This is a genomic window from Bacteroides sp. NSJ-39, from assembly GCF_014287315.1.
GTDB lineage: Bacteria > Bacteroidota > Bacteroidia > Bacteroidales > Bacteroidaceae > Bacteroides > Bacteroides finegoldii.
Genome location: NZ_JACOOB010000004.1, coordinates 290,994 through 312,063 on the forward strand (window position 1 = coordinate 290,994; position 21,070 = coordinate 312,063).

The following is a 21,070-nucleotide window of genomic DNA, read 5'->3' on the forward strand; positions in this document are numbered from 1 at the left end:
TAGCATGAAAAGACTATTTATTCTTACCTCCATTTGTTTATTATTCGCCTTTGTCAATATACAAGGGAAATCATCTTCTACACCTTTTATATATATAGACGGAAACGGAGTGATACGTTGGAGTGACACCCGCCAGGAAGCCTCTTTCTTCGGTGTGAACTACACACTCCCCTTTGCCCATGCCTATCGTGCCTTAGGTTATCTGGGACTTGATCGTAAAGCTGCTATAGATAAAGACGTATATCATATCACCCGTTTGGGATTGAACGCTTACCGTATCCACCTTTGGGATGTCGAACTCACAGACGAGCAAGGAAATCTCCTTGAAAACGAGCATCTCGACCTGATGGACTATCTGATTGCCAAACTCAAGGAACGGAACATTCATATTGTTATCACCGCCCAAACCAATTTCGGAAACGGTTACCCGGAACGGAACATTCAGACCGGTGGTTTCTCTTATAAATATGATAAATGCGACGTGCACTCTCACCCGGAAGCCATTACCGCACAAGAGACCTATCTCCACAACCTAGTGAAACATATCAATCCTTATACCGGAATAGCCTATAAGGACGATCCTTCCATAGTGGGATTTGAAATCAATAACGAACCTTGCCACTCCGGTACGAAGGAAGAGGTAAAGGCATATATCAACCGAATGTTGGAAGCGATTCATAGAACCGGGAACCGTAAACCTGTCTTCTATAATGTAAGCCACAACGAATATGTGGTAGAAGCATACTATGAGACTGCCATTCAAGGCACTACTTATCAATGGTATCCTATCGGACTGGTATCCGGACAAACGCAACAAGGAAATTTTCTTCCCTATATAGACCGCTATGATATTTCTTTTGCCGATAAGGTGAAAGGATTTCACAAGAAGGCACGCCTGATTTACGAATTCGACCCGGCAGATATTATGTATTCCTATATGTATCCGGCTATGGCACGTACTTTCCGTATGGCAGGATTTCAATGGGTTACGCAGTTCGCATACGACCCGATGGACATTGCATACGCCAATACGGAATACCAGACTCATTTTCTGAATCTTGCCTATACACCACACAAAGCAATCAGCATGAAAATTGCTGCCGAAGCGGCACGCAATCTGAGAAGAGGAGAATCATACGGTAGTTATCCTCAAGATACACTGTTTGGTGACGGATTCCGTGTCAGCTATACGGAGAATTTAAGCGAGCTGAATAATGGAAGGAAATACTATTATTCCAACAATACCCACAGCCTGCCCCAAAATGCTTCACAGCTTATGTCCATTGCCGGTTGCGGCAGTTCTCCCGTCGTACATTACGAAGGAACCGGTGCATATTTTATTGACTGTCTGGAAGCAGGAGTATGGAGGCTGGAAGTAATGCCGGATGCAGTGACAGTCAGCGATCCGTTTGCCAAACCGTCACTTGCCAAAGAGGTAGTCAGCATTATCTATGGTTGTTGGGATATGGCTCTTCAAATTCCCGATTTAGGAGAATCATTCACTCTTACCGCACTCAATAAAGAAAACCAACGGAAAGAAGAGACTGTAAAAGACGGAGTTATCCGTAATCTTCAACCGGGTGTTTACTTGTTGAAACGCAAGAACTGCACACCGAAGCAGAATTGGACAACAGATTCCCGGTGGAATTCCATTCGTCTCGGAGAGTTTGCAGCCCCTTCCCCGCATACGACAGATTACAAAGTCATCCACAATCCTGCACAAGTCACCGAAGCAGACAGAGATTTAACAATTCTTGCACAAGTGGTTGGAAACACTTCTCCGGACTCCGTGATTATCTACACAGACAAAGTGTCTTTCTGGAATGATCATAATCCATCTATCAAGATGAAACGTATAAGCGGCTATAGCTATCAAGCTACAATTCCTGCCGCAGAACTACAAGAAGGTTGTTTTAAGTATAACATTATTGTCTGTCGGGGCGACAGTACCCGTACTTATCCTGCCGGAAATTCCGTAAAGGGATTTTCTTCTGGAATAAAAGGAAATCCGTTGGATTGGGATTACATTGCCGATTCATATTGGACTACCCGTATTGTCGCTCCCGACAGTCCAATACAATTATTGAGCGTGACAGACACACATAGTGGCATAGAAGCCTATACGCTTCCCGAATGGAACGACCTGAAACGTACCTTAATCGATTTTTCTCCGATTGAAAAGCCATTACTCCGTTTCGCCTTCACATCCAAAGGAGAGAAAACACAGCACTTCCTGCGCAAATCCATTCAAGACGTGCTAAAAGAAAGAAAAGGAAAATTAAAGAGTTGCACCACTCTTTGCATCCGTGTCAACCGCCATAAGAATCTCCCTGAAGGATTCTATGCAGGATTCATCACTTCAGACGGATATACATACAAAACAATTTGCAGTACCCCTTCACCGGAAGGAATCATACGTATCCCTTTGAAAAAGTTGCATCAAGCGGACACGGCATTACTTCCGATAGCTTATCCGACTTTTCTGAAACAATATTTCCATCCGGAAACAGACATACCTTTCCAAATGGAGAAGGCAGAGAAACTGGAATTGTCTCTATTAGGAAAAGACAAGACAGAATCCATCATCGAGCTAGGGGAAATCTGGCTGGAATAAATAAAGTAATTCTATACTCGGTCCAGAACCTGATCTAAAAGTAAATATAATAACAAATCTATTATCAATAACACAGTAATTATGAACAGTAACATCTTAAATCTACGCCATCTGACTGTACTACTCATGTTGTGTACAGCCTTTTTAGGAGGCACGATTTCGGTCTTCGCACAGCAAGGAGGCAAACGAATCACCGGACAAGTGATTGATGAAAACAAAGAACCTATGATTGGAGTAAGTATTCTCATTGTAGGTACCTCTACCGGAACGGTTACCGACTTCGACGGTAATTATACGCTGAATGTGCCGCAAGGCAATAAAGAACTTCAATTTTCTTACATCGGATACGAAACTAAGATTGTAGCCATCCCAACAAGCAGCGCTACACTGAACGTTCAGATGAAAAGCGACTCACAAGTCTTGAGCGATGTCGTTGTCATCGGATATGGTACGCAACGTAAAAGCGACCTTACCGGGTCGGTTACAAACGTCAGCAGCAAAGACTTCAATATGGGGTTGGTCAGCTCTCCCGAACAACTGATAAACGGTAAAATATCCGGTGTGCAAATCATGTCCAACAGTGGTTCTCCTACTTCGGGAAGTACAATCCGTGTTCGTGGCGGTGCTTCACTGAATGCCAGCAACGACCCTTTGATTGTATTGGATGGTGTTCCTTTGGAACAGGGAGGTATCAGTGGTAACGACGGCAATTTCCTTAGCCTCATCAACCCGAACGATATTGAGAGCATGACCATTCTGAAAGACGCATCCTCCACAGCTATCTATGGTTCGCGTGCATCCAACGGGGTTATCTTGATCACTACCAAGAAAGGAAGTTCGGACAAACTGAAGTTTACTTTCAGCACGACTAACTCCGTACAGACACGTACCAAACTGGCGGATATGATGAGCTATGACGAATTCGTAAATACCATCCAAAGCAAAGGTACCGATGCGCAACAGGCATTACTCGGCACCGCACATACAGATTGGAACGATGAAATCTATCAAAACGCATTCGGTACGGACAATAATCTGAGCGTTGCCGGAAAGATAGCCAAAAACCTGCCGTTCCGTGCATCCGTTGGTTATTACAACCAAAGCGGGTTATTACGCACGGACAATGCAGAACGTTATACGGGAAGCATCACGCTAAATCCGTCTTTCTTCAAAGACCACTTGAAACTGAATATCAATGCCAAAGGGTCTATCAACAAAAATACATTCGCCAATACCGGAGCTATCTGGGCAGCGGCAACCATGAATCCTACCATTCCCGTATATTCAGGAGCAGACAATTTCGGCGGATATACGGAAGCTATCGATAACACCGGAGCTCCCGTGAACGGAGCGGTCATGAATCCGGTCGGACTTCTCAAAATGAATGATTCTCACAGTACGGTGAAACGTTTCATCGGAAATATCGATGCAGACTACCGGCTGCATTTCTTTCCCGATCTGAAGTTGCACGCTACATTGGGTTATGACTATGCACAAGGTAAAGGAAGTGTATATGTCCCGGCTGAGGCGGCACAAAACTATACAACTTCCGGTTTGGACTATACTTACGGACCGCAGAAAAAGGTAAACCGTTTGCTTACCTTATATGCCAACTACAATAAACTGGTAGAATCCATCAAGAGTAGTTTTGATGTAACAGCCGGTTACGACTATCAATATTGGAAATCCACTACCCCGCTCTACTATGAGACAAATACACTCGGAGAAATTCAAAAAACATCCAAAGCTACCGATGACCGTCATGTGCTGTTATCTTATTACGGTCGTCTGAACTATTCGTTCGACTCACGTTATATGTTGACGACAACCGTACGCCGGGATGCCACTTCGCGTTTCGCAAAAAATGTACGCTGGGGTACTTTCCCTTCAGTAGCTCTCGGATGGAGAATGACGGAAGAGTCTTTCCTGAAAGATAACAAGATATTAAGTACATTGAAACTCCGTGCAAGCTACGGCGTGACAGGGCAGCAGGACGGTATCGGTAATTATAATTACCTACCTGTCTACAATATCAGCCAAAGCGGTGCATCCTCCCTGATTGGAGGTAACCCGATCCACACGTATCGTCCGGAGGCTTACGTACCCGACCTGAAGTGGGAAACGACTACTTCATGGAATGCCGGATTCGATTTCGGTTTTCTGCAAGACCGCATCACCGGTAGCTTTGACTATTATACCCGCCAGACCAAAGACTTGATTGCAACCGTACCGGCTGCAGCAGGTACTACTTTCGACCGCAATATCACCACAAACGTAGGCAATGTAGACAGCGAAGGCATTGAGTTCAGTATCAACGCTACTCCGATACAAACAAAAGACTGGAATTGGGATTTGAGTTTCAACATGACTTGGCAAAAGATGAAGGTGAAAAACCTTTCACTCGCAGCCGGTACTCAAGCTACCAACACTTCCGTAGGGCCGTACATCGACAGCTATCAATTGCAAGTATTAAGTGAAGGATACGCACCTTATATGTTTTACGTTTACCATCAGCTATATGACGAAAAGACAGGCAAACCGGTAGAAGGCGCATACGTAGACCTCGACGGAAACGGGGAAATCAACACCAATGATTTATATCGCTATCATTCTCCGGCACCGGATTACATTCTCGGTTTCAGCACTTCACTGCGTTATAAGAAATGGACGTTAAGCACCAGTCTGCGTGCCAATATCGGCAACTACGTTTACAATGCCATGGCAATGAATGCCGGAGCTTGGGAGACGGTCAGCTATAACTCTTATCAATTGAATAATCTTTCCAGAAGTTATCTGAAAACCGGATTTAAATCACGTCAGTATCTATCCGATTATTATGTAGAGAATGCTTCTTTCTTAAAGATGGATAACCTGTCATTGGGATACAACTTCGGAGAAATTTATAAAGGATGTAGCCTGAATGTCAGTGCAATGGTTCAGAATGTATTCTGCATCACCAAATACAGTGGTGTGGATCCGGAAGTTCCCAACGGAGTGGATAACTCATTCTACCCCCGTCCGCGTACATTCTCCCTAAATATCGGTCTTAACTTCTAATTATCAAAAACATCCAATCATGAAAAAGATATTTTATATAGCCTTTTACTTTTGCAGCACGTTGCTGTTCACTTCCTGTATAGGCGACTTGGATCAATATCCACACGTAGACGAAACTTCGTCGTCCATTTACACCAGTGCGGAAAACTACAAGTCTGTCTTGGGGAAAATATATACTTCCATGGTAACTACCGGTCAGGAAAAAAACGGTAACGAAGATTTGAGTAGTAACAGTGGTCAGGATTATATGCGTTGCTATTTCAATTTGCAGGAATGCGGTACGGACGAAGTAGCATCTACTTGGCTATCCGGTGACAATGTAACGGGACTGACTTATTTAAGTTGGGACGCCAACGACCCTTGGGTATCGGACATGTATTATCGTATCTACTACAACATCGCTTTATGTAACGAATTCCTACGCAACGCAACGGATGATAAAATCGGCTCTTTCTCCGCCGATGACCAAAAGCAAATACGTACTTACCGTGCGGAAGCCCGCTTCATGCGTGCTTTGTTCTACTATCACGCACTCGACCTCTTCCGCAATATTCCGTTCGTAACGGAAAATGATCCTTTGGTCGGTTATCTACCTCCCCGCTATACAGGAGCGCAGATTTTCAATTACATCGAAAGCGAACTGAATGCAATCACAAATACAAGTGATACGAATAATTGTTTGTCTGCTAACGGAAGTGATATGTACGGTCGGGCAACATTAGGAGCGGCATATACGTTGCAGGCAAAACTGTATCTGAATGCGAAAGTTTATACCAACACCGACAATCAGGAAATGTATACGAAGTGTATTACAGCCTGCAAGAATGTGATAGCACAAGGGTATTCATTGGAAAGCGATTATGCGAAATTATTCAATGCAGACAACCATCTCCGTACCAATGAAATAATCTTCACCCTTCCGGTGGATGCAACGAATACCGTATCATGGGGGTCTTCTACTTATATCGTTTGCGGGGCAGTAAGTAATACATCCGAATTACAGAAACCGGAGGATTATGGTGTAAAGAGTGGTTGGGGAATGTTCCGGGTACGAGGCAATATTCCTGAATTATTCACAGGATATGAAAATACTGATAAACGATATATGTTTTTCACCACCGGACAAAGTCAGGACGTAGAGATTATAGACGACCAGACGAATGGATACTTTGTAGAAAAATGGACGAACCTGACCGACTCGAAAGAAACGGCCTCCAATACAGCTGATGGCGGAGTAAATACAGACTATCCCTTATTCCGCTTGGCGGATGTTTATCTGATGATAGCGGAAGCTTTCAAAAGAGGCGGAACGGGAATTGACGCTACTACTGTAGTAGGATATATCAATGATCTACAACAACGGGCATACGGTGATAATAGTAACAATAAGACAGAAGATGAAATTACCTTATCTTTCATCCTAGACGAACGCGCCCGCGAATTATACTGGGAAGGATACCGACGCACGGACCTGATACGTTACAGTCTGTTCACCTCAAACGATTACAAATGGCAATGGAAAGGTGGAGTCAAAGAAGGTACAGGAGTAAACGATAGATATAACATTTACCCAATACCAACAACTGAGTTGACTGCCAATCCGAATTTATACAATGAAAACTATTAATCACGCTTATACGTATCAACGATATGAAAAAAATAAATAACCTACTCACTTTACTTTTCGTCCTCCTGCTATCGGGAGCGTGCGAAAAAGACGGAGACAAGTTCTTCCTCTCCAGTCCTGAAGAAAGCGCATTAATCGCTTCGGCCGATGCAGTCGTACTGACAGAAGCAACTGCCAAGCTATATGCCTTGTCACTTGCTTGGACAGACCAGACTTTGCAAATAAGCGATGCAAACTATCAAGCGACTACCCGAGTACAGACTACCATACAAATATCACGGTCGGAAGATTTTTCCGGAACAATCATTGAATCAACAGAAAGCGGGCTTTCTAAAAGTTATACAGTTTCTGCATTAAATATCATCGCTTATAAACTAAATGCGACAGCAGAAGAGGCTGCGCCACTTTATTTCCGATTGGCAGGAAGTAACGGAAGTAACATTACTCCTGTATACAGTAACACAGTAAAAGTGATGGTGACTCCTTATCCGATTGATATGCACTATGCCGACATCATCAACAAAGAAACGGTAGCTGACTCCGGCAAAGATTTCTATTCAGCCAATGCAGATGGTCAGTATCTAGGATTTTTCGGAGCTGTAGCTTATGAGGGTATTTATGTACAAGAAGCCGATGGAACAACTTGGCACACAGCTCAGTCCGGTGGTATAGGCACTCCGTTTTTACTGACAACGGATGCAGCTGACGGTACATGGGATATGTGGTTTCCAGGACAATCAGGATGTTATTTTGTCAATGTCAATACAGTCAAGAGGCAATGGAATGCCTTACTAATACCTCAACTGGAAGTAAGCGGAATTGACGGTATCACAATGGAATATAAGCGTGCCGATAATCAGTGGAGAGGTGTATTTACAGGTACAGCAGGAACAGATGTTACCATTCAAATCAAAGGAACAGGTAAGTTCTATGATAATACGAGTGTTAGTGGATCAGATAATGGGATTGACGACAGCAAAGCTCAAAATACCTCGTTCGCTTTTGGCGGAACAGCAGGGCAATTGACATTCAGCACAGGTGAAAATGTAACAGCAGGAAACATCACAGTGAATGTACCGATGACAGGTGAATGCACGTTAGTTATTGACTTGAATAATCCGGAAGCATGGACGGTCAGTGTGACGGAAAAAGAAGAAGAACCTGAGCCTGAACCAGAAGAAGGAGAATATTTATATTTACCGGGGATAGGTCCAGCCGTCAATGGACAATGGGCATACGACCATAAAATTACCATTTACGATAAAGACGCTCAGAAATATGCTGGAGTTGTAAATGTCGCTTCTGAATGGGGAGATTACGCAATGTGTCTGGTTAATTATTGGGACGAGAGTAAATTGTACACCTTAGCCACAGACGACAACACAAGCACTGCCGAAAGCGGAGATTTAATCAATGGAAAAGGAAATAATCTAACAGCTCCAGATAACGGTCTTTATTTATTTGAGGTATCTTTGAAAGAGCTGAAATATAGTGTCAAAGCCGTAACAGGCATCTATTGCTACTTAGGCATATCCGGCAACGATGACCTCCCCCCCTTACAGTCTACTGACACAGAAGGATTATACACAGGGACTATTACATTAGACCAAGATTCCGAATATGGTGTAAAATTCATAATAAATAATGACCGGGCAGGATCTTACGGAGGATACGATGGCAAACTATATTACAATGCCAACAAAGGAATATATCCAGTAACTACCGGAACTTACGATATCAGTGTAGACTTGATAAACGGCACTTATACTATCCAATCTATAAATTAAGATATTATAACTATGAAACGATTAAAATATATACTACTTACGGCTTCCGCACTATTGTGCGGAACCTTCTTCACCGCTTGCAGCGATGATAACGACACTCCCACTTTTCCGGAGAAAACAGAAACAGTTTACGATATGTCCGGCTTTGTTCGGGGAGCAGACGTCAGTTGGCTCACAGAGATGGAAAGTTCCGGCTATAAATTCTACAATGCTAAAGGTCAAGAACAAGAATGTATGTCATTGCTACGTGACTTAGGTATGAATGCTATCCGCTTGCGCGTTTGGGTCAACCCGGAAAATCCGACAGAAAAAGATAACGTATACGGTTGGTGTAACAAAGAAGATGTCGTACTCAAAGCGTGGCGGGCTCATAATTTAGGTTATCGTCTCATGATAGATTTCCATTACAGTGATGCTTGGGCAGATCCCGGTAAACAATACAAACCTCAAGCATGGAAAAACCACTCGGTAGAACAATTGCAGGAGGATATCGCCAAGCATACCAAAGATGTACTCAACACTCTGAAAGAAAAAGGTATAGATGTAGAATGGGTACAAGTGGGCAACGAAACTCGATACGGAATGTTGTTCGATGAAGGCAATATAAATAAAGAAAATGGAACCGTAAATTTTGCCAAGTTCGTAACAGCAGGTTATAATGCAGTAAAAGAAGTTTATCCGCAGGCTAAAGTCATCGTACATATAGACCGTGGAAATGAAATTGGACAATTCCAGAAAGTATTCGGAGATCTACAAGCTAATCAAGCCAAATGGGATATCATCGGAATGTCTCTTTATCCTCAAATGGATCCTGACAATGAAGAAGATTCCAATTTTGTTGCAGCAGATTGGCGTAAAATGAATACAGATTGTATCGCAAATATGCAAAAACTCTATGAAGAATTCAACACACCCGTTATGATGTGTGAAATAGGCATGACATGGAACAATGAAAACGCCGAAGCATTTTATACAGACTTCATTACTAAAGCTAAATTACTAGGTACTGATATATGTCCCGGAGTATTCGCTTGGGAACCTCAATGCTATGGCGGTTGGAAGGGATATCACAAAGGTATGTTCGATGACGACGGAAGACCTACCAGTTCATTTAATGCCTTCAAGCGATAAATTTATTGATTAGTTTTTATACCTTTACACCGGCATTACTATGTGAATGTAATGCCGGACATTGACATTTAATAAATCCAACTAATAGTATACCTGAAAAGCAAAAATGAACATGAAACATCCCAAACAGTTATTAACTGTACTTTTGATGGGCGTTGCCTGCACATTGCAAGCACAACGCAGTGAGACACTACTCGAAAAGGACTGGAAATTCAGTAAAGGAGATTTCAAAGAAGCCAACCAGCCGGAGTTTAATGATACCCAATGGGAATCGGTTGTTATTCCACATGATTGGGCAATCTTCGGTCCGTTTGATGTAAACAATGACCTACAAAATGTAGCAGTCACACAGAACTTCGAGAAAAAAGCTTCCTTGAAAACCGGACGCACCGGCGGACTGCCATACGTAGGCACAGGCTGGTATCGAACAAGTTTTGACGCTCCTGCCGACAAAGAAGTAACACTTCTTTTTGATGGGGCTATGAGCGAAGCACGTGTCTATGTAAACGGAAAGGAAGCTTGTTTCTGGCCTTTCGGCTACAACTCCTTCCACTGCAATGTAACTCCCTTCCTCAACAAAGATGGAAAAAAGAACACACTCGCCGTACGTTTGGAAAACCGTCCACAATCTTCACGCTGGTATCCGGGAGCTGGTTTATACCGTAATGTACATCTGATTGTAACAGACAAAATTCATGTACCCGTATGGGGAACACAAATCACAACGCCTCATGTCGACAAGGACTTTGCATCCATACGCCTTCAAACGAAAATTGAGAATGCAGGCGAGAAAACACAACTCCGTATCGAAACGGAGATTCTTTCTCCTGATGGAAAAGTCGTTACCCGCAAAGAAAATACAAGCCGCATTAATCATGGACAGCCATTCGAACAGAATTTTATTGTAAATGCGCCCGAACTCTGGTCACCGGAGAATCCGTCACTCTATAAAGCCGTTTCCAAGATTTACGCAGACAATAAGTTGGTAGATACTTACACTACACGTTTCGGTATCCGTAGTATTGAATATATTGCCGACAAAGGATTCTACCTGAACGGAAAGCATCGTAAGTTTCAAGGAGTATGCAATCACCATGATTTAGGTCCGTTGGGTGCCGCTATTAATGTAGCCGCTCTCCGGCATCAGCTTACACTATTAAAAGATATGGGATGTGACGCCATCCGTACCTCCCACAATATGCCGACTCCCGAACTTGTAGCCTTATGTGACGAAATGGGATTTATGATGATGATTGAACCATTTGATGAATGGGATATCGCCAAATGTAAAAACGGTTATCACCGTTATTTCAATGAATGGGCAGAACGTGATATGGTGAATATGCTTCATAATTACCGTAACAATCCGTGTGTAGTAATGTGGAGTATCGGAAATGAAGTACCGACCCAATGCAGTCCTGTCGGTTATAAAGTAGCCAAGTTCCTGCAGGATATTTGCCATCGTGAAGACCCTACCCGTCCCGTTACCTGCGGAATGGACCAAGTGACTTGCGTACTTGCCAACGGATTTGCCGCTATGATCGACATTCCGGGACTTAACTATCGGGCTCATCGCTATAAAGAGGCATACGACCAACTCCCACAAAATCTGATATTAGGAAGTGAGACAGCTTCTACCGTCAGCTCACGCGGAGTATACAAATTCCCTGTGGAAGATAAAAAAAGTGCCACTTACGACGACCACCAATGCTCTTCATACGATGTGGAAGCCTGTTCCTGGTCAAATATTCCGGATGAAGACTTTGCGCTAGCTGACGACAACCATTGGACAATCGGACAATTCGTATGGACAGGATTTGATTACCTAGGTGAACCATCGCCATACGATACAAACGCATGGCCTAATCACAGTTCAATGTTCGGCATCATCGACCTTGCCAGTATCCCTAAAGACCGTTACTATCTTTATCGCAGTGTATGGAACAAAAAGGCGGAAACATTACATATCCTGCCACACTGGACATGGCCGGGACGTGAAGGGAAGGTTACTCCCGTATTTGTATACACCAACCATCCTACAGCCGAACTGTTTATTAACGGTAAAAGTTACGGCAAACAAAGTAAAAACAACAGCTCGCTTAAAAACCGTTACCGCCTAATGTGGATGGATGCTATATATGAGCCGGGCGAGATAAAAGTAGTGGCCTACAATAAAGATGGAAAAGCAGTAGCTGAAAAAATTGTCCGCACTGCCGGAAAGCCTCATCACATCGAACTGGTGAGCAACCGCAACGAACTGACAGCAGACGGAAAAGACTTAGCCTATATCACCGTCAAAGTGGTAGATAAGGATGGAAATCTATGTCCCGCTGACAGCCGACAGATAAACTTCTCCGTAAAAGGAGCAGGCAAGTATCGTGCCGCTGCTAATGGCGACCCGACAAATCTGGAGCAATTCCATCTTCCGAAAATGCATACCTTCAACGGAATGCTGACAGCCATAGTACAATCCGGTGAAACAGCCGGAGAAATCGTACTCACAGCAAAAGCAAGTGGAGTGAAAGCTGGAAATATTCGTATCCAAACGAAATAACACATTTCAAGAACAAACAATATCTTAATCTGCCACCGGATTGCACTTCTATCGAAAGTCGTCCGGTGGCTTTTATATATAAATACAGGCAAGGCCTTTTCTTTTGCAAGAAAAGGAGCTTATAAATGCAAGTTAATATTTATCTTTGCATCAGAAAAAATTACGGATATGTCATATAGGACTTCTTTCCTCCTTTTAACAGGTCTTATGCCTATATTCTGTTCATGTCACGACAATAACAGGTTTGAATGGAAGGTTGCTCAGAAACACATGGAAGTGTCTCTGAATAAAGAGTCCGACTCACTTTATGTTATCCACCTGGACACGGATCGCCCCAGTCATTCTACCTGGGAATTGCCCTACCCTGTCTATCAATTTGATTATGGAGATATTACAGGAAACGGAGTTCCCGAAATCATTGTCGGAGTTATCAAACCGACAAGATTTGATCCCAAACCGGACAAACGGTTATTTATTTACCGGATTGCAGATGAAGCTTATATCCGTCCGCTTTGGTTAGGGTCAAGGGTAGCACAACCATTGGAAGACTTCAGAATAATCCGTGAAGAGACTCCCACACGGATACGGACTCTAGAACGGGAACGCAGTGGGAATTTTCTAGTCGCAGAATACATCTGGAGAGGATTCGGTCTGGATTTCAAGCGATACTTAAAACGGGAGGTTAAAAAACAGGAAGCCATACATATCCTCAAACATTAGCTACTATCATCATACTATATAGCGTAATTAATTGAATGGAAATAAACATGAAACGACTATTATTATTCACCTGTATACTATTGTTCATTCTCTGCGGATGCAAGAATAAAAACAAAAACAACCAAATCATGTCCGCTGTATCTGCACAAACAGATACAATTACCAATCCCGTTTCCTCGCTGTTGACTGATACGGTACTACCTCAGTTCATTGATTTAAAGCAGGATATCAGCCATCTTTCTTTTCAGGAACTACGGTTATTACGCAGTTATCCGTATGCCATACATGGCTATCATTTTATGGAAGCGGATATCAATGCTTTTTTCTCAGCCAATACCAAATGGTACAACAACTTAGTCAATGATATATATTGGGACGCAGAAGAAGGAAAAGGTAAGTTTGCAGAAAGCTATGAAGAGGTCAACCTGACACCTGAAGAAAAAGCCTTTGTCGACCGTATTGATGCACGTATGACAGAACTACGCCAGCATCAATTCATACAACGGGATTCCTATTACCTGGGAAATACAAATAACATCGTCAACTTGTTTCAATTTAAGGATATAGACAAAGAAATATTGGAGAAACTACAACAAAACAACTTTGTCATCACAAAAGGAAATAACCTGCAACTCTTTCATGCCTACGAAGAAAACGACTACCGCCAAGTACCTAATTTTATTACTACCGACCTGTATCTGCAAGCATTCCACATGTATTTCTCTTATATCCTAAAGAGTCTGGAAAAGCAACATATCATTCCTACACTCGAAATGCTATGCCATTCTTTCAATGCAGCCTGCATCAAGCTGGCCGAACAAACGGAGGACGAATCCCTAAAAGATATGGCCGAACACGCAGCAACCTTCTATGCCATCCCTTATTATCTGCTGACCAATAAGACGCTTACCGTTCCCTCCAAATATGAAACAGAATATCAGGAAGAAATAGAGCACATTAATAAACAGGAAGATAACTTTTCTGACTTTCTTTCATACAAAGATGCATATTTCCCGTATAGCCTTTTCAAGCCTCGTGGACATTACACGCGAGAACCGCAATTACAAGCATATTTCAAAGCAATGATGTGGCTGCAAACTGCCTGCTTTTGCAGGGAGCAACAGGAACAATTGAAACGTTCCATTTTTCAGGCTGCCGTACTTTGTACTTACAAAAGTATAGACCAGACACCACTGATAAAGTTATATCAACATATCTATACCCCACTCACATTCCTAATGGGGGAAGCCGACAACCTATCCATCTTTGATATCGCCCGAATTTTGGAAAAGAATAATGCCATACATATTGAAGACGCACTGACAGCCGGACAAATAGAGAAAGTGAATCAGGCTCTTATTGAATTGGCAAAACATAAAAACAACATAAAGCCTCAGATAGAAATCACTTGCCGGGATAAAATAAACTTTATGCCACAACGGTATCTATCTGACAATGAAGTAATTCAAAAGTTAGTTGATGTCAATCCCAATAGTCAACGAGCCTACCCGAAAGGTTTGGATGTATTCGCGACCTTTGGCACAGGTACTGCTGAAAGTTTGTTGATTGATTTTTATAAAGAGCCTAATAACTGGAGCGAATATTCTAAAGAATTACAACAACTAAAGGATAAATTCAAAACAAGTAAATCCACACAACTCTCTGTCTACGAACTATGGATGAAGAGTTTGCTCACCATGCAACAAACGGACAAAAATAATCCGGGATTCATGCAAACTCCTGAATGGGGATACAAGAATCTGAATACTGCTTTGGCTTCTTGGGCAGAGTTAAAACACGATGCCATACTTTATGGAGAACAGCCGATGGCTGCTGAATGTGGAGGTGCCGGACCTCCCGATCCAATCGTTGTAGGATATGTAGAACCTAATCTACCTTTCTGGAGGAAAATGGAGAACATTCTCCAGGCCACCCGACTAATCCTGCAACAGAACGATTGTATGACCGATGACCTGAAAGGAAAAACCGATCAATTGAATGACTACGTCACCTTCCTTATTCAAGTAACAGAAAAAGAACTGAGAGGAGAGAAACTGACAGAACCGGAATACCGGACACTGGAATATATGGGTAGCAGTATTGAGTATTTCACTTTATCTGTAGTTGACCCAGATTTGCATCTGGATGATTGGTCATTAGTACAAGGTCCGGACAAGTCGATAGCCATAGTAGCCGGTATTTATACCCGCAATATAAGGGGTTGTAACAAGAATGGAATACTACATATAGCGACAGGAAATGCCAACAATATTTATGTCGTAGTAGAAATAGAAGGCAACCTCTATTTGACTCGCGGGGCGACCTTCAGCTATTACGAGTTTGTCCAGCCACTAGGCACAAGGCTTACCGATGAAGAATGGCAAAAAATGCTGGAAGAAAAGAAAGCACCCGCCGTACCAGAGTGGATGAAGAGTATCCTGATAGAGAAGGAGCCTCATGTAAATGAAAGAGTTTTTTATAGTTCCGGTTGTTAATGAACTTTTATCAGATAAGCCGAATCACAGCTGGCATTGGAATCATATTCCTAATGCTGGCTGCCTGTCAACAGCCTTCAGAAGAATGTCTGTCTATCGCTTTCACTGGAGACGTCCTTTTGGACAGGGGAGTACGCCAACAAATCCGAAAAAAAGGTGTCGAACACTTATTTGAATCAGTCACACCACTGTTCCGCTCCGTAGATGCAACAGTTATCAATCTAGAGTGCCCTATTACCTCCGTTCGTTCACCACTGCACAAGAAATATATCTTCCGCGCTGAACCAATATGGGCAACAGTTCTATCCCAAGCCGGTATTACTCACGCTGCTATGGCAAATAATCATACAATAGATCAAGGACGAAACGGATTGACAGACACCAATCAATATCTCTTATCCTCTGGAATTACTCCGGTAGGCTACGGAGATACTTCCCCACAAAGTTGCCAGCCTGTTCTTATTAAGAAAGGAAAGATAGAAGTGGCACTTTACAACTCCGTTGCACTTCCTTTGGAAAACTGGGTATATCTGGAAAACAGCCCCGGTATCTGTCAGCAGCCGATAGAGGAACTGAAAGAAGAAATCACAAACTTCAAACGGCAGAATCCCAAAAGTTACATAGTCGTTATTCTTCATTGGGGAGTAGAATATCAGCCCCTCCCTACCCTTGTCCAAAGAAAAGGTGCACACTCGCTCATTCGCGCCGGAGCGGATGCAATCATCGGACACCATCCTCACATCATTCAAAAAGAGGAATATTACGATGGCAAACCAATCTTTTACAGTTTGGGGAATTTCGTATTCGACCAGCACAAACCGGAAACTACGCAAAGTTTAATTGTACAACTAAACTTTACAACCACAGAATGCAATGTCCAACTTCATCCTGTGGTTATTAATCATTGCAAACCGGAACTCCAATAGCCGATATTCACATAAAGCAATTATCAGATAGCTTTCCAGAAAGCCTGGAAATCACGGTATTTACCGTAACAAACCAATTCGTCCCCCTCATTTACTTTCTCATCCTCCGGCAAATTGTTTTTCACATGAAGCTCTGTCAGGGAGATCCCCAAACAATTAGTTATTTTATCCGCACGTTTCAGCCCGATAAGTTTTAAATGAAACTCTCCATCCAAATTCAGTTCATTCACAAAATATCCCACAAACTTCTTCGGTACGGTAAACTTCACTACATAATATTCCGAGTCAATACGGAAACCCTCCATATTTGTCCCGAAGTCAAGTAATTGCACCAAGTTACGTGCAGCATCTTCTTCCGGAGTCAGAATCTTCTCCAAGTTGAAAGCCTCCAATACCGCCTTATGCACACCGTCAATTGCACGGGCATAAATACGGGCTACTTTCTTCTGCTTCAGCAGGGCCACTACCCGCACAGACGCACCGAAGTTTTCGCCAATCGCCACAATCACCACATCCACACTATTCAGCGGAAGTACCGACAAAGATTGTTCGTCCGTCGCGTCAATTACAAAAGCAGTAGCCACCTTATCTTTGATTGCGTCCACACGGCTTTCGCTGATATCCGCACCAATAATTTCATGTCCCAATGCGGACAACTCTTCTGCCAACACATGACCATAATTCCCTAAACCAATAATAATATACTTCATATCTTTAGTTTATGATGATGTTATCACTCGGATAACGGTATTTTGTATTCTTTTTCTGTTTCACAATTCCAAGCATTAATGTTATCAAGCCCACTCGACCGATAAACATCAATAACGCTACCAATAATTTGCTTGCATCACACAAACTCGGAGTCAGATTCAAGCTGGAGCCTACCGTGCTAAGCGCCGAAACACATTCGAACGTCAATGCCATCAACGATGCTTGCGGTTCGAGCATACTCAAGATAAAAATAAAAAGAAATAGCACGCTCAATGACATAACCACTGTTGCATTGGAACGCCGGATAGAATCATGAGACAACTCCCTACCAAACACCTCGACACGCTCCGTACCACGCAACACAGCTACGAGATTGAGAACAACTACCGCAAAGGCATTCACTTTGACACCACCGGCAGTAGACTGCGCCCCACCTCCAATCCACATCAACACCAGATAAACCAACAACGTCTGTACACTCAGAGAGGCCAAATCGACACTGCTGAAACCGGCGGTTCGCGGACAAGTGGCATTAAAGAATGCCTGCGTCCATTTATCTGCAACAGGCATCCCCGCAAACGAAGCATTCCATTCGAAAGCGGCAATCGCCAATGTACCGATTACCAAAAGCAGAAAAGTCATTATCAGCACAATCTTCGTATTCAAATTATAAAGATGATGCACCTTGTGCCTTTCCAACTTACGGGTACGGATAAACCTCCAGAAATGACGCAGATGATATAGAACGATATCCTTGAAGTTAACCAAAATAGGGAAACCGATCCCACCCAGAATAATCAAAAAGGAAACAGAGACAAACAACCAGTTATGATTGGTCATCACCATCGGATTCCCCAAATTGCCGGAAAGCGTAGAGAACCCGGCATTACAGAAAGCCGAAATGGAATGAAAAGCAGCAAAAGCCAGTTCCTCATCCAGATTCATCCCCAATGTACCATGAATACTGAACCAGATAGCGACCATACCGATTCCTTCAATCACCAATGTAAAGCCCAATATATATAATAAGGTAGACAACAAAGAACCCAATGAATTGGAACTGACCATATCCCGGACAACCAACTGATTATAAAGAGAGGTATTTCCCATAAAGAACATCGCAAAGAAACTCGTTAATGTCATCACTCCCAAACCACCGATTTGAATCAGCAAGATTATAACAACGAGCCCTCCTGTCGTAAATGTAGTCGACACATCCACCGGTACTAGCCCCGTCACACACACCGCACTCGTAGCCGTAAACAGCGAATCGACCCAAGTAATGCCATTCACCGTACACTTTGGCAACATCAATAATCCCGTGCCAATAAGAATGATAGCCAGAAAACTGACTGCCAATATCAAAGACGGGTTGGTACGCCGCCCCAACAGACGTACCAATCCGTTGGACAGATTCAATAAAGAAAAGACCAGCAATAATATCAAATGGTAAAATTTGCCATCCAAGAACTCCCAGAACTGCAAGATAGCTCCTTCCTCCTCCGGACGATGAAAAATGACAGGTATCAAAGTCAGGTACAACAGCCCGCTCAATATCCAGGCCAATTTCCGATATTGCTTTTTAGTGCTCCTATATTCAAGCGAAATATGCAACGTTACATCAATCAGAAAGATAATCCATACAGCCTTATACAGAACTTGTATTTTCGCAATTTCATCTACCGACAACGGAAAGCCGTGTTCATAAATCACTCCGACAATTAGCGTAAGAGACGCTAAATAAGTTAAAGCCTCCACTAAGCCCAGTATAATTCGTATATAAGGTTTTAGCAGTTTATTCTGATATAACAGGAATTTATGATAAATCTTCATATCATATTTTTTATAACGTCGTGCAAACTTAATTAAAATAACAATCAAAACCGATTCTTTGTTGACAAATTTATCTGAATATTAAAAATTTTGCCTACTTTTGGCAGCAGATAATTAAAAACCACAATATTATGAGTGACAAAAGAAAACGGTATATCCTACCGGAAGAAGAAATTCCACATTACTGGTACAACATCCAGGCTGATATGGTAAACAAGCCAATGCCACCGTTGCACCCGAAAACTAAACAACCACTAAAAGCAGAAGATCTCTATCCTATCTTTGCGGAAGAGTTATGCAGACAGGAATTGAATCAGACCGACGCTTGGATTGAAATACCGGAGGAAGTACGCGAAATGTACAAATATTACCGCAGCACACCGTTAGTCCGTGCATACGGATTGGAAAAAGCACTCGGTACTCCGGCTCATATCTATTTCAAAAACGAAAGTGTAAGTCCCATCGGTTCTCACAAATTGAATTCCGCATTGGCACAAGCATACTATTGCAAGCAGGAAGGCGTAACCAATATCACTACCGAAACAGGTGCCGGACAATGGGGAGCAGCTCTTTCCTACGCGGCAAAAGTCTTCGGTTTGGAAGCGGCCGTTTATCAAGTAAAGATCAGTTATGAGCAAAAGCCCTACCGCCGTAGCATCATGCAGACGTTCGGAGCACAGGTTACTCCTTCTCCATCCATGTCTACCCGTGCCGGTAAAGATATTCTGACCGCCCACCCCAACTATCAAGGTTCATTAGGAACAGCTATTTCCGAAGCTATCGAACTGGCACAAATGACTCCCAACTGTAAATACACGCTTGGGTCGGTACTTAGCCACGTCACCCTTCACCAGACCATCATCGGTCTGGAGGCCGAAAAACAAATGGAGATGGCAGGTGAATACCCGGATATCGTGATCGGGTGTTTCGGAGGAGGTTCCAACTTTGGTGGTATCTCTTTCCCGTTCATGCGTCATAACATACTGGAAGGAAAGAAAACCCGTTTCGTGGCAGCCGAACCCGCTTCATGCCCTAAACTGACACGCGGTAAATTCCAATATGACTTCGGTGACGAAGCCGGATATACTCCGCTCCTTCCGATGTTTACATTAGGACATAATTTTGCTCCGGCGCATATCCATGCCGGTGGTCTTCGTTATCATGGCGCAGGTGTGATTGTTTCACAATTGCTCAAAGACAAATTGATGGAAGCGGTAGATATCCAACAGCTGGAATCATTCGAAGCCGGTTGCCTGTTCGCACAAGCAGAAGGTATCATTCCGGCTCCCGAATCCTGCCACGCCATTGCAGCTGCTATTCGTGAAGCTAACCAATGTAAGGAAACAGGGGAAGAAAAAGTTATCCTGTTCAACCTTTCCGGACACGGTCTGATCGATATGGCTTCATACGACAAGTATCTGGCAGGTGATTTGGTCAACTATTCATTGACGGATGAAGATATTCAAAAGAATCTGGACGAAATCGGAAATTTAGAAAAATAATAAGATTTTTAAATCATACAAATAAGCCTGGAATCATTTCCGGGTTTATTTTTTCTATCTTTCATTATACCGTATATAAAAGATTTTACTACCTTTGAAGCCATTATTAATCT

The 21,070-nt window shown here is 42.8% G+C and carries 12 protein-coding genes; 10 read left to right on the forward strand and 2 right to left on the reverse strand.

Annotation, left to right across the window (positions count from 1 at the left end; translation table 11 throughout):
* Positions 1–4 precede the first annotated feature (4 nt).
* The 9 genes from H8S63_RS06980 to H8S63_RS07020 all read left to right on the forward strand — a co-directional run bounded on the left by H8S63_RS06980 (position 5) and on the right by H8S63_RS07020 (position 16,911).
* Positions 5–2,614: a cellulase family glycosylhydrolase gene (locus tag H8S63_RS06980; protein ID WP_022275171.1), complete on the forward strand. Its 2,610-nt coding sequence runs from the start codon at positions 5–7 to the stop codon at positions 2,612–2,614.
* Between the two features lie 81 nt (positions 2,615–2,695).
* Positions 2,696–5,671 (forward strand): TonB-dependent receptor, encoded by a 2,976-nt coding sequence (locus tag H8S63_RS06985; protein WP_186926302.1) that lies wholly within the window; start codon positions 2,696–2,698, stop codon positions 5,669–5,671.
* 19 nt (positions 5,672–5,690) lie between these two features.
* Positions 5,691–7,298 (forward strand): RagB/SusD family nutrient uptake outer membrane protein, encoded by a 1,608-nt coding sequence (locus tag H8S63_RS06990; protein WP_186926304.1) that lies wholly within the window; start codon positions 5,691–5,693, stop codon positions 7,296–7,298.
* 23 nt (positions 7,299–7,321) lie between these two features.
* Entirely contained in the window at positions 7,322–9,085 is a 1,764-nt protein-coding gene (locus tag H8S63_RS06995; RefSeq protein ID WP_186926306.1) for a DUF5114 domain-containing protein, read from the forward strand.
* Positions 9,086–9,097: 12 nt separating this feature from the next.
* Complete coding sequence (locus tag H8S63_RS07000) at positions 9,098–10,216, forward strand: glycosyl hydrolase 53 family protein (RefSeq protein ID WP_186926308.1); 1,119 nt, start codon at positions 9,098–9,100, stop codon at positions 10,214–10,216.
* Positions 10,217–10,322: 106 nt separating this feature from the next.
* Positions 10,323–12,770, forward strand: coding sequence for a beta-galactosidase GalB (gene galB, locus H8S63_RS07005; RefSeq protein WP_370527606.1), 2,448 nt, complete (start codon positions 10,323–10,325; stop codon positions 12,768–12,770).
* Between the two features lie 270 nt (positions 12,771–13,040).
* Positions 13,041–13,490 carry a nuclear receptor-binding factor 2 gene (locus tag H8S63_RS07010; RefSeq protein ID WP_186926312.1) on the forward strand — a complete coding sequence of 150 codons (450 nt, stop codon included), beginning with the start codon at positions 13,041–13,043 and terminating at the stop codon, positions 13,488–13,490.
* Positions 13,491–13,537: 47 nt separating this feature from the next.
* Positions 13,538–15,985, forward strand: a complete 2,448-nt coding sequence (locus tag H8S63_RS07015; RefSeq protein ID WP_229102131.1) for a DUF3160 domain-containing protein — start codon at positions 13,538–13,540, stop codon at positions 15,983–15,985.
* The gene (locus tag H8S63_RS07020; RefSeq protein WP_186926316.1) at positions 15,985–16,911 is read left to right on the forward strand and encodes a CapA family protein; all 927 of its coding nucleotides are present in this window, start codon (positions 15,985–15,987) and stop codon (positions 16,909–16,911) included. Before H8S63_RS07015 ends, H8S63_RS07020 begins: the two co-directional genes overlap by 1 nt.
* A 23-nt stretch (positions 16,912–16,934) precedes the next feature.
* On the opposite strand, the gene H8S63_RS07025 is transcribed toward H8S63_RS07020, so the two are convergent.
* Together H8S63_RS07025 and H8S63_RS07030 are read right to left on the reverse strand one after the other, a co-directional pair.
* Entirely contained in the window at positions 16,935–17,621 is a 687-nt protein-coding gene (locus tag H8S63_RS07025; protein ID WP_007758853.1) for a TrkA family potassium uptake protein, read from the reverse strand.
* A gap of 4 nt (positions 17,622–17,625) precedes the next feature.
* Positions 17,626–19,455, reverse strand: coding sequence for a TrkH family potassium uptake protein (locus tag H8S63_RS07030; RefSeq protein WP_186926318.1), 1,830 nt, complete (start codon positions 19,453–19,455; stop codon positions 17,626–17,628).
* A gap of 131 nt (positions 19,456–19,586) precedes the next feature.
* On the opposite strand from H8S63_RS07030, the gene H8S63_RS07035 reads away from it, so the two are divergent.
* On the forward strand, positions 19,587–20,957 hold the full coding sequence (locus H8S63_RS07035) for a TrpB-like pyridoxal phosphate-dependent enzyme (protein WP_055278192.1): 1,371 nt from the start codon (positions 19,587–19,589) through the stop codon (positions 20,955–20,957).
* Positions 20,958–21,070: the final 113 nt, after the last annotated feature.